The organism is Microcoleus sp. CAWBG58 (assembly GCF_020883045.1).
In the GTDB taxonomy this organism is placed as follows: Bacteria; Cyanobacteriota; Cyanobacteriia; order Cyanobacteriales; family Microcoleaceae; genus Microcoleus.
Genome location: NZ_JAHRFA010000003.1, coordinates 17,890 through 29,464 on the forward strand (window position 1 = coordinate 17,890; position 11,575 = coordinate 29,464).

At 45.6% G+C, this 11,575-nt stretch carries 4 protein-coding genes; 2 read left to right on the forward strand and 2 right to left on the reverse strand.

Annotated features, from left to right (window positions below):
- Window positions 1-198: 198 nt before the first annotated feature.
- On the reverse strand, window positions 199-2,676 hold the full coding sequence (gene ppsA, locus QZ918_RS01625) for a phosphoenolpyruvate synthase (RefSeq protein ID WP_293330279.1): 2,478 nt from the start codon (window positions 2,674-2,676) through the stop codon (window positions 199-201).
- A gap of 332 nt (window positions 2,677-3,008) precedes the next feature.
- On the reverse strand, window positions 3,009-3,341 hold the full coding sequence (locus QZ918_RS01630) for a hypothetical protein (RefSeq protein ID WP_293330282.1): 333 nt from the start codon (window positions 3,339-3,341) through the stop codon (window positions 3,009-3,011).
- 112 nt (window positions 3,342-3,453) lie between these two features.
- On the opposite strand from QZ918_RS01630, the gene QZ918_RS01635 reads away from it, so the two are divergent.
- A complete protein-coding gene (locus QZ918_RS01635; protein ID WP_527250377.1) occupies window positions 3,454-9,930 on the forward strand; it encodes a PAS domain S-box protein in 6,477 nt (2,158 codons plus the stop codon).
- 368 nt (window positions 9,931-10,298) lie between these two features.
- Window positions 10,299-11,546, forward strand: a complete 1,248-nt coding sequence (locus QZ918_RS01640) for a hybrid sensor histidine kinase/response regulator (protein ID WP_293149989.1) — start codon at window positions 10,299-10,301, stop codon at window positions 11,544-11,546.
- Window positions 11,547-11,575 lie beyond the last annotated feature (29 nt).

Sequence of the window (11,575 nt, forward strand, 5' to 3'; positions counted from 1 at the left end):
AATCTCAAACTATGCCGCCCGTGCGTTAACCGTTTGCTGGTAAGGGTTGTTGTAATAGGTTCGTAGTGAGGAATGCGAGTCCTTTCTAAATCAGAGGACTCGCATTCCTCACTACGAACGGTAATAGGTTCGTAGTGAGGAATGCGAGTCCTTTCTAAATCAGAGGGCTCGCATTCCTCGCTACGAAGGGGAGATGGATTAAACTTTAGCAACCTGGGCCGCTAAATCCATTACCGCACCGGAAGCCTCCACCTTAGCAACATCAAGCAAAGTCTTCAAAACCGAATCGGGATTCAAACTAATTGAATCAATTCCCAACTCAACCAAGAAGCGAGCAAACTCAGGATAATCGCTGGGTGCTTGGCCGCAAATTCCAATCTTGCGATCGTACTTTTTGGCGGCTTTAATGGCAATTTCCACCATCCGCTTCACAGCTTCATTGCGTTCGTCAAAGATGTGGGCAACTAAGGCAGAATCCCGATCTAATCCTAATGTTAGCTGAGTTAAGTCGTTAGAGCCGATCGAGAATCCGTCAAACACCCTGGCAAATTCGTCAGCAAATATGACATTGCTGGGCAATTCGCACATCACGTACACCTGCAAGCCATTTTCACCCTTGACTAAACCGTGTTTTGCCATCTCAGCCAACACTTTGCGGCCTTCCTCCGGCGTGCGACAAAACGGAATCATCGGAATCACATTTGTCAAGCCCATTTCGTCGCGAACGCGCTTCAATGCCTTGCATTCCAAAGCATAAGCTTCGCGGTAATTCGGGTCATAATAACGAGAAGCGCCGCGCCACCCGATCATCGGGTTTTCTTCCTTCGGTTCAAACTGCCGCCCTCCCAGCAGATTAGCATATTCGTTGCTCTTGAAATCGCTCATCCGCACGATGACAGGATTGGGATAAAAGGCGGCGGCGATGGTGGCAATTCCGCGGGCTAGTTTGTCGGTAAAGAAATCGGGTTTGTGTTTGTAAAGTGCTGTGAGTTTGGCAATTTGGCGCTTGACTGATGTGTCGGTCAATTCGTCAAAGTGAATCAGTGCCAAGGGATGCGCTTTGATGTGGTTGGCGATGATGAATTCTAGCCGCGCTAACCCTACGCCATCGCAAGGAATTGCTGACAAACCAAAAGCTTCTTCTGGGTTGCCGACATTCATTAAAATTTGAGTGCGGGTGCGGGGCAAATTGTCGATCGCAGTTTCTTTAATTTCAAACGGCACTAAACCAGAATAAACTTTGCCTTCCTCTCCTTCGGCACAAGAAACAGTAATTTCTTGATTGTTTTGCAAGACTTTGGTACCGTCGCCGGTGCCGACAATGGCGGGGATTCCCATTTCCCGGGCAATGATCGCAGCATGGCAAGTACGGCCGCCGGAATTGGTGACAATCGCGCTGGCTTTTTTCATGATCGGTTCCCAATCCGGGTCAGTTTTGTTGGTAACAAGAACTTCCCCTGCTTCAAAGTCAGCGATTTGGTGAACGTCTAAAATTACGCGGGCTTTACCTTGTCCGATAGCTTCACCAACGGCACGCCCTGTTGCCAAAACTGCGCTGGAACCTTGCAATTTGTAGTTGCGTAAAACTGTAGCAGATTTTTGTGATTGTACTGTTTCCGGCCGCGCTTGGACGATGAATAGTTCGCCTGTATTGCCATCTTTTGCCCACTCGATGTCCATCGGCGTGTAGGTGCCGCGGACTTGAGAGTAGTGTTCTTCTATCTGTACGGCCCAACGTGCTAGTTGCAGAATTTCTTCATCGTTAAGGGCGTATTTGCCGCGTTCTGCTGGGGCTACCGAGAGGTTTTTGGTGTATTTGGAACCGCCGAGATCGTACACCATTTTGATGTCTTTGGTGCCGAGGCGTTTGTCGAGAATTGGGCGGAAACCTTGTTTTAATGTGGGTTTAAAAACTAGGTATTCGTCGGGATTTACTGCTCCTTGAACGATGTTTTCTCCTAATCCGTAGGCGGCGGTGATTAAGGCGGCATTTTTGAAGCCGGTTTCGGTGTCGATGCTGAACATGACGCCGGAGGATGCTAAGTCCGATCGCACCATTTTCTGCACGCCGACGGATAAGGCGACTTCAAAGTGGTCGAAACCTCGCTGTTGGCGGTAAGAAATCGCTCTGTCGGTGAAGGTGGAGGCGAAGCATTTGTGGCAGCATTGGAGGACGCTGGTGCAGCCGTGGACGTTGAGGTAGGTTTCTTGCTGTCCGGCGAAACTGGCGTCTGGTAAGTCTTCGGCGGTGGCGGACGAACGGACTGCTACGTCTGTACTGTCGCCGTAGCGATCGCACAGTCGATCGTAAGCATCTGCGATCGCCGCTTGCAAGTCTCGCGGAAACGGTGTATCGAGAATTAACGCCCGCGCTTGCTTCCCTTTGATGCGGAGGTTCTGGAGATTTTCTACGTCTAAATCGGCAAAGATTTCGCGCAATTTTGCTTCTAAACCCGCTGACTCGATGAAGTACCGATAAGCGTATGCTGTAGTTGCAAATCCATTGGGGACGCTGACTCCTTTGGGGGTTAACTGTTGAATCATTTCCCCCAATGAAGCATTTTTACCCCCTACTAATGGGATGTCGGCTATCCCGACTTCATCAAACCACAATATTAAGGCTTTTTCTTTGGGAATTAAAACTTGTTTTTCTTGAATTGCTAATTTTTCTGGCATTATTTTTTTCCTCAATTTCAGCTCAGTTCGCTCAGAGAATTTGAGATTTGATATGTGAGATTTACTCCACCACAGATGAATCTGCTAGCTTGAACAAGAGTCTAAAATTTTGCGCTGCTGGCGACTCGTTTTGGGAGCCTGTCTCCGTTTTTTGGTGGGATAAAAGGACGGTAAACCAAGGACGGTCATTTTTTTAATGTCGTTCTGTTTCGCCAACTGTTTCGCCAATTATCGGATGTTTCGAGAGGCGGTATCCACCCGAGTTTTTGATTGCCTCTATTTCAATATTATAACTTTTTTCCTAAATGGCAATACCCCAAGGGAAGATTTATTTAATAAATTGCAAATAGTAAAGAAATGGCAGTGGGGAGTTTCTGTAAGCTATCATAAAAAAGAGGAGTAAAAATGTGAACATCAAAAATAATTCCTACCGTTTTTTGGGCGGGCGCAGTGGTGCGGGGATACCGCTCGGATTGTGTTGGTAGTGTAAAGGGAAACCAAGGGGCCGTTGCCGGGGGCGATCGGCTGCCGGGGGCGATCGCCCAAAAAACACAACACCAAGCAGCTTCGTTTACCTCAAAAAACCTAGCTTCTAAAAACTGTAAAAGTTTGACCTCTAATTGAGTTGACGTACTTGGAGCAAAAACACAGTCGATGTAGAGCATTGTAGTTATTGAACAAAAAATATCTTGTTTTTTATAACCGAGATTTTTGGCATTCAATTATTTTTATGCTATAATAGTTAGCTCGACTGCCTTACGATCATTAACAAGGTATATGATATCAGTTTTGAGCTCAACCGCAAAGCGAAACGGCTTTAAGGTTCTCCTGGTCGAAGACAATCAAGCCGAAGCAGATCTAATCGAAGAATTGTTATTAGAAACAAATGTCAGCCGAGCCGAACCCCAAAGGCTGTCAGTAAGCTGTACAGACCGTCTCAGCAAAGCGCAGCAAATTTTGCTCGGCGAACATTTTGATGTGATTTTACTTGACCTTTCGCTGCCAGACAGCCAAGACATAAGTACAATTGTTAACATACAAGAATACAGCCTCAATACTCCGATCGTCGTACTGACGGCGCACAACGATGAAGAACTCGCCGTGCAGTCAATCCAAGCAGGAGCTCAGGATTATCTAGTCAAGCGAAAAATCGACAGCGAGGTGTTAATGCGATCGCTCCGCTACGCAGTTGAGCGGCAGCACAACCAAGAAGCTTTGCAAAAAAGTGAAGCAAAATATCGCTCCGTAGTCGAAAATTCCCTCGTCGGAATTGCGATTATTGCTCCTCCAGTTTCCCTCTCAGAACCCACACAATGCCAGTGGTTGGAAGTTAACGATGCTTTGTGCAATTTGCTGGGATACGAGCGCCAAGAACTTTTGCACGGAAATTGGGAACAGTGGGGCTATCCTGAAGACTGGCAGGCTAGTTTAGAGCAGTTAAATAAAATTTTTGCCGGGGAGAGCGAAGGCTATATTTTAGACAAAAGATGGCGCAAAAAAGATGGAAAAATAGTTTATACTCGGGTTTCCCTGCGCTGCATCCGGGGCCGCGACGGCTCGATCGACCGGATGATTAAAGTAATTTTGGACGTGAGCGACCGCTATCACTACGAAGCCGAACTAAAAGCATCAGAAGAGTTTTTAAATCACACGATTAATGCTACTCCTGACCCAATTTTTGTCAAAGACGAGCAACATAGGTGGGTTGTACTAAACGATGCTTTTTGCGAATTGATGGGAAAAGGGCGATCGGAACTTATAGGTAGGTCGGGATACGAGTTTTTGGGCGCAGCACAAGCCAAAGTTTTTGAGCAACAAGACGAGCAAGTATTGCAAAGAAGTATTCCCAAACAAACGGAAGAGACTTTTACAGATAGCGCAGGTCAAGAACGCATTATATCTACCAAAAAAACAGTTTTTAATAAAGCTAACGGCACTAAAATGTTGGTCGGAATCATGCGAGATGTGACCGAATACAAGCGCCAACAAATAGCATTGCAGGAAAGCGAAGCTCGATTTAAGATAATCAGCACCAACGTGCCGGGAATGATTTATCAATACAGGCTTTATGTGGATGGCAAAACATCTTTTACTTATGTTTCTTCTGGGAGTTGGCAGCTCTACAATTTAAGACCTGAAGAAATAGAAGAAAATGCCAGCTTGGCTTTTGCTACAGTTCACGCCGATGACATCTCAGACTTGCATCGAACGATCGCAACTTCAGCGGCGAGTCAGGAATCTTGGCAGCACCAGTGGCGACAAGTTACGGGAGAACGAGTGAAATGGCTGCAAGGCGCGGCTAAGCCCTCCAAGCAAGCCAATGGGGATATAGTTTGGGACGGTTTGGTGATGGATGTCACCGAATTAAAACAAACACAACAAGAGCGCGATCGCTTCTTTAGCATTTCGCTAGATTTACTTTGCATTGCAGGTTTTGACGGCTATTTCAAACGCTTAAACCCTGCTTGGTCAAATGTATTAGGTTACAGCCGAGACGAACTTCTAGCCAAACCTTTTATAGAATTCGTGCATCCAGAAGACAGAGCAATAACTATAGCTGAATTAGAAAAACTTCAAAATTCTCACCCCGTTATTAACTTAGAAAACCGCTGTATTTGCCCAGATGGTACTTATAAATGGCTGTCGTGGACGGCATCACCTTTTGCTGAAGAAAGTTTAATTTATGCAGTTGCCAGAGATATTACATTGAGCAAGCAAGCTGAAGCTGAATTGCGTAAAAGCGAAGCCACTAATCGCGCTCTTTTAAACGCGATACCCGATATGATATTCCGCTGTCGCGCCGACGGCACTTTTGTAGACTTCAAACCCGCAAAAGATATCCAAACCCTGATACCGGAAAACATATTTATTGGTCAAAAAGCACAAGACATCTTGCCTGCTGCCTTTGCTAAAAAAATCTTGTCCGGCAATCAACAAGCGATCGAGATCGGCGAGATTCAAGTTGTAGAATATCAACTGCCAATTCAGGATGTACTGTGCGATTTTGAAGCGAGAATAGTCTTCTGTACGGATGACGAAATTATTGCGATCGTCCGGGACATCACCAGCCGCAAGCGTTTTGAGTCAAAACTCCAGCGACAAGCAGCAGCAATGGCTGCCGCTTCCGAAGGTATCGGTATTGTCAATGCCAGCGGAGAGCTGATTTATGCCAACGCAGCTAAACTCAAAATCTACGGTTACAATGCCCTAGAAGAAATATTGGGTAAAAGTTGGAAAATATTTTATGAAGGTGCAGAACTCGCAAGGTTTGAGCGGGAAATTATGCCGACTTTAGCGCGCCAAGGTTATTGCAGCACAGAAGCAGTAGGCTGCCGCCGCGATGGCTCTCAATTCCCTCAAGAAGTCTCGCTGACAGTCCTGCCTGAGGGCGAAATAATTTGCATTGTTCGCGATATTGCTGAGAAAAAGAAAGCAGAAGCAGATTTGGAAGATAGCAAGCGGTTCGGCGATCGCATTGCTGAGGCAAGTCCTAATATTTTGTATGTTTACGACTTGATAGAACAAAAAAATATTTATGCGAATGCTTCTATCTCTCAGATTATTGGCTATACAGTAGATGAGATTCAGGCAATGGGGCCGTTGATGTTAACTTTAATGCACCCGGAAGATGCCATCAAAATGCCTGATTATTTACAGCAAGTCGCAACGGGTACAGAAGGAGAGATCTTTGAAATTGAATACCGCATCCGGCACAAGGATGGTTCTTGGCGCTGGATTGTCAGCCGAGATACTGTATTTGCAAAAACAGCAGATGGCAAGTTAAAACAAATTCTCGGCACGGGAACTGATATTACAGAAAGCAAGCAAGCAGAAGATGAAATTAAGCTGTTGCTTGCAGCAACTCAAGCCATTAGTAAGTCGGTAGATTTTCACAGCGCTCTCCCTGATATCCTCCGGTTGCTGTGCACTGCGATCGGCTGGAATTTTGCTGAAGCTTGGATACCAGTTGCTAATGGTACTGTTTTGGGACACAGCGAAACTTGGTATGCTAGCGATCGCGATTTAGATAGGTTTGGCCACGAAAGTAAGAAAATTAGGTTCGCGCCTGGATTGGGAGTACCCGGACGGATTTGGTCAACCAAAAAGATGGAATGGATTGAAGATGTTTCTGTAGTCAATAATGCATTTTTTGCCCGATCGCAAATGGCGGGAGCAGTCGGATTGAAAGCTTGTTTCGGAGTGCCGATTCGCGCCAATTCAGAGGTGCTGGCAGTTTTACTGTTCTGCAAGCGCGATCGATCGATTATGGAACCGCGTATAGTAGAATTGGTCAATGCGGTAGCGACTCAGTTGGGTTCTCACATTCAGCGCAAACAAGCCGAAGAAGAATTGCGTAAAAGTGAAGAACGCTGGCAGTTAGTTCTTAAAGGCAATCAAGACGGAATTTGGGACTTGAATCTTCAAACAGATGAAGCTTTTCGATCGGCCCGCTGGCAAGAAATTATGGGTTACGCAGACGGCGAAATCGACAGCAGCAACAGCGAATGGATCGATCGCATCCATCCAGACGATCGCGATCGAGTGCAAGCCACAATCCAAGATTATCTCGATCGCCAAACCCCCAATTACGCCGCCGAATACCGCTTGCAGTGCAAAGACGGCAGCTACAAGTGGGTGCTCGCCCGCGCTCAAGCAGTCTGGGACGAAGCCGGAAACCCCCTGCGGATGGTGGGTTCGATGACCGATATCAGCGATCGCAAAGCAGCAGAATTAGCTTTGCTGCGGGTCACTCAAGCTGTGGAAAGTACCAGCGACGCGATCGCGATCGCCGACTTGAAAGGGCAGTCTATTTACCACAATCAAGCCTTCATTCAGCGTTACGGCTACACCGTGGAAGAACTCAACGAATTAGCCGATAGCGCCGCGCTTTACATCCGGCCTAAAAGTTACAAAAAAATCTATAAAAACATTCGCAAAGGTCGCTCTTGGTGCGGCGAAGTTGCCCTGCGAACCAAGAGCGATGAAGCTGTTACCGCTCTAGTGCGAGCCGATAGCATTAAAGACACAAACAACCATTCGGTTGGGTTAATTGCCGTCATTACAGACATCACAAAACGCAAAGAATCAGAAGCATTTTTGCGCCAGCAATTAAAGCGCGAACAGTTGGCAGTAGCCATGCTGGAACGCATTCGCTCTTCTCTTAATTTAGAACAGATCCTCACCAAAGCAGTTGAAGAAGTTCGCCAGTTTTTGCAAGTAAACCGGACTGTAATTTACCAATTCAATCCGGATTGGAGCGGGTTTGTTGCAGTCGAATCTGTTGACGAAAATACCCTATCAATTATAGGAATGGAAATTTATGACCCCTGTTTTGGGGAAGCCTACGTTCCTCTTTACCTAGATGGCAGAATTAGAGCTACAGAAGATGTTTGCAATGCCGGCCTCGCCGACTGTTACTTGAGTTTGTTGACTCGCCTCCAAGTGAGAGCAAGTCTAGTAGTCCCGATTTTGCAAGGCGAAAAATTGTGGGGGCTGTTGATAGCCCACCACTGCACTGGCCCCCATCCCTGGCAAAAATTGGAGGCAGAGTGCCTGAAACAATTGGGCGTGCAGTTGGCGATCGCCATTCAGCAATCGACCCTATTTGAACAAGCACAAATCGAAATAGCCGATCGCAAACAAGCAGAAGCCGCCCTGCAATTAGCCAAAGAAGCCGCCGAAACTGCCAACCGCGCTAAAAGCGACTTTCTCGCCAACATGAGCCACGAATTGCGGACGCCTTTGAACGGGATTTTAGGATACATTCAACTGCTCAAACCGGATAAGAATTTAACTGCGGAGCAACAAGAAAGTCTCAACAACGTTCACCAGTGTGGCAACCACCTGCTAACCCTGATTAATGACGTTTTAGACCTCTCGAAAATCGAAGCTAGTAAAATGGAACTGTCACCGACAAACCTGCATTTTCCTAGCTTTGTTAAAAGTATTGTCGATCTGTTCCAGATGCGCTCCCATCAAAAAGGAATTGCGTTTAATTACGAGCAGGTGTCGGCGCTGCCAGACTACGTTTTTGTTGATGAAATCAGATTGCGCCAAGTTTTGATTAATTTGCTCAGCAATGCGGTTAAGTTTACGGTGAGCGGTGGCGTGACCTTCAAAGTCGGTTACGCAGAAAATTATCCTCAAACCCACTGTGCGAAGTCTAGTTTGACAGCAGAAGTTGCTACTCAAACAATCAATTTGACTGCGAATGCAGACGATCCGAAAAAGTCGATCGCCCTGCGGGAAACCACAGAAGCGCCCGAAGCGATCGCCACAACTATTGGCGATCGGGCCCCAACCGCTAAAATTCGCTTTCAAATCGAAGATACCGGGATCGGCATCCGGCAGAATAAACTAGAAGAAATATTTTTGCCTTTTCATCAAGTGGGCGATCGTAACAATTTCGTCGAAGGTACCGGACTAGGACTTTCCATCAGCCAAAAATTAGTCAAAATAATGGGCAGTGACATTCACGTCCAAAGTACCCCCGGCAAAGGTAGCATATTTTGGTTGGATATAGACTTGCCCGCAGTCGCCGAATATTCTGAAACCCCCTCCACACAAGAAAAACGCCGGCTTATCGGTTTTAGAGGCAGCCACCGGAAAGTCCTGATCGTAGACGATCACGAAGTAAATCGTGCCATGCTGCACAGACTGCTTTCTCGTTTGGGCTTTGACATTGCAGAAGCCACAGACGGCGCAGACTGTTTGCACAAAGCACAGGAATTTCTACCGGATCTAATTTTAATGGACTTGCTGATGCCAGTAATGGACGGCTGGGAAGCCACCAGGCGGCTGCGACAGTTGCCGGAATTAAAAGATGCGGTTATCCTTGCTTTGTCCGCTAGCGTTTACGAGACTACCAGGCAAAAAAGCATACTTGCAGGTTGCGATAATTTTGTCACCAAACCGATTCAAACTAACGACCTTTTAGAATTATTGCGCCTGCATTTGAGACTAGAATGGATTTACGAAGAGGGATCGGAAACCAAAAAACGCAAAGCTCAAACTCCCAAAGCATTATCGGAGATTGCGATTGCTGACTCAACAATAGTGTCTCCTGGTTCAGAGTCAGTCTTTGTCTTGTTAAGATTGGCTGCTATGGGCGATATTGAAGCTATTCTGGAGGAAACTGCTAAACTAGAAAATTCTGACCCGACATTAGTCCCTTTCGTTCAGCACGTTCGCCAACTTGCTAAAGGATTTCAGCTCAGGCAAATTCGAGATTTTTTGAAGCAACATTTGCCCTAAAATTGAGGGTAGCCAACCGATAAATTAAAATCAGTTAAATCTCACGCCCCGATCGTGATTGTCAATAACGCAATACGCTTGGATTAAACCCGATCCCCCCTTAGCTTGCCCCCTACTCGACCCCTACCCCCCTTAAAAAGGGGGGTACAGGATTCTTCTCAAAGTCCCCCGACTATCCGGGGGATGCGAGGGGGATCTCCGGAAAATAAACACTGTTAACTGAACAGTATTGCCCTATAAAGAGGCTATTGCCAACGTCGGCATCTACCCAGCAACCTGGTTTCTAGAAGCACGGAAAATCCCTTGAATCTGATGTAAAATTACAACCGACAACTCACAACTCAATCATTTTAATTTTTACCTTGAATATGAACGATAAGAATTCCGAAAGAAGCATCATACTAATTGTCGATGACAACCAAACAAATCTTGACGTACTTTTCGAGTTGTTAAGAAATTACGGATTTAAAGTATTAGTGGCTCTAGACGGCGAAAGTGCGATCGAGCAAATTGAATACATCCATCCCGACTTGATTCTTTTGGATATCATGATGCCCGGAATTGACGGTTTTGAAACTTGCCTGCGTTTGAAAGCAGACCCGTCAACCCGAGACATTCCAATCATCTTCATGAGCGCCCTTTCCGAGACCCTTGATAAAGTAAAAGGCTTTCAGACAGGAGCAGTTGACTACATCACTAAGCCTTTCCAGCACGAAGAAGTGTTGAGCCGCATAGAAACTCACTTGACAATCCGCAACTTGCAACAAAAACTCGAAGAAAAAAACCTAGAACTAGCCCAGCTCAACCAAAATCTGGAAAGACTTGTCGAACAAAAAACCAAGCAATTAATCGACCAGGAAAAAACAGCCATCATCGGACGTTTGACCCAGGGAATGGTGCACAACCTCAAAAGCCCGCTACAAGTGATCCAGACTAGCGTCGATTTGATTGAAACAAAAGCCACAAAAATTCAAGAAGACTCTTTTTTAAATTATACCAAATACATCTTTCAAGCTGTCTCAAAAATTAATCAGATTATGGATACTCTGATGATGAAAAGCAGGAAAGAACAAAACCAAGATTTGCATCCTGTAAATATCAACGATTTAGTACAGCGAGAAATTCAACTATTGGAAGGAAATATGTTTTTCAAGAATAAGATTAGAAAAAAATACTTTTATGACGAACAGATTCCGAACCTTCCCTTAATTTATTCCTATATGTCTCAAGTATTTTATAACTTAATAAATAATGCAATGGATGCTATGTGGGAAAGAAAAAGTAGGGAACTAACTATCGTGACTCGGCAAGATAACTCGAACATATACATGGATATTGCAGATACGGGATGCGGCATAGCACCTGAAGATTTGTCAAAACTTTTTGACCCTTTTTATACGTCGAAGCCACCTAAAGGGGAAGAAAAAAACGAAGGGGAACCAACAGGAACTGGCCTCGGACTTTATACTTGTATTGAACTTTTAAAACCTTTTAATGGCGAGATTGCTATTAGCAGCAATCTCGGTCAAGGCAGCGTATTTACAGTCGTGCTTCCCAAACAGCCGAAAAATTTATCTGCTCAACTCAGTAAAATCCCCTCCGGTGAGAAAACCTGAATTAAGTTCGGCATCAGGTTCGTAGTGAG

Bases quoted from the DNA above. Each gene is read 5' to 3' on its own strand.
- ppsA (WP_293330279.1), bottom strand. From the start codon at position 2,676: ATGCCAGAAAAATTAGCAATTCAAGAAAAACAAGTTTTAATTCCCAAA.
- QZ918_RS01630 (WP_293330282.1), bottom strand. From the start codon at position 3,341: ATGCTCTACATCGACTGTGTTTTTGCTCCAAGTACGTCAACTCAATTA.
- QZ918_RS01635 (WP_527250377.1), top strand. From the start codon at position 3,454: ATGATATCAGTTTTGAGCTCAACCGCAAAGCGAAACGGCTTTAAGGTT.
- QZ918_RS01640 (WP_293149989.1), top strand. From the start codon at position 10,299: ATGAACGATAAGAATTCCGAAAGAAGCATCATACTAATTGTCGATGAC.